Genomic DNA, 745 nt, shown 5'->3' on the forward strand with positions numbered 1-745 from the left:
GCGACGCGGCGCCAGTCTTTGAGGCGGCCGAACATGATCTCGATGCGGCTGCGGCGCCGATAGCGGCGCTTATCGTACCGGACGGGCTCGTTGCGCGACCTGCGGCCTGGGATGCAAGGCTGGATCCCCTTGGCCTGAAGAGCGTCCCTGAACCAGTCGGCGTCGTAGCCGCGGTCGCCGAGCAGCCACTGCGCTTTTGGCAGGTCGTCCAGCAGCGCGGCCGCACCGGTGTAGTCGCTGACCTGACCGGCGGTCATGAAGAAGCTCAAGGGGCGACCGTTCGCGTCGGCGACGGCATGGAGCTTGGTGTTCATGCCGCCTTTCGTGCGTCCGATCAGGCGGCCGACATCCCCCTTTTTACCCGCAGGCTCGATGCCGTGCGGCGCGCCTTCAGGTAGGTCGCGTCGATCATCACCGTTTTGGGTTCGGCGCCCACCGCAGCCAGACCTTCCATGATGCGCGTGAACACGCCTGCCTCACCCCAGCGCTTCCAGCGGTTGTACAGCGTCTTGTGCGGGCCGTACGCGCCAGGAGCATCGCGCCAGCGCAGCCCGTTGCGGTTGACGAACACGATGCCGCTCAGCACCCGCCGGTCATCAACTCGAGGCTTGCCGTGGCTCTTCGGAAAGAACGGCCGCAGCCGCTCCATCTGCTCATCCGTTAGCCAAAACAGGTCGCTCATCCCGGTCTCCTCGCGGAGCCTGAATCAGATCGCGACGCTCATATCAATGGGTCCTGACCCTAG

1 protein-coding gene is annotated in these 745 nt (G+C 65.5%); it reads right to left on the reverse strand.

Annotation, left to right across the window (positions count from 1 at the left end):
• Positions 1-682 (reverse strand): IS5 family transposase gene (locus tag GT007_RS22075; protein WP_160123824.1). Its coding sequence is split into 2 segments (ribosomal slippage), with 683 coding nucleotides annotated over them: positions 1-361 and positions 361-682; the frame shifts between segments, so codons are not numbered across the junction. This gene is flagged as partial in the annotation.
• Positions 683-745 lie beyond the last annotated feature (63 nt).

Origin of the sequence: Rhodovarius lipocyclicus, assembly GCF_009900765.1 — a bacterium.
In the GTDB taxonomy this organism is placed as follows: Bacteria; Pseudomonadota; Alphaproteobacteria; order Acetobacterales; family Acetobacteraceae; genus Rhodovarius; species Rhodovarius lipocyclicus.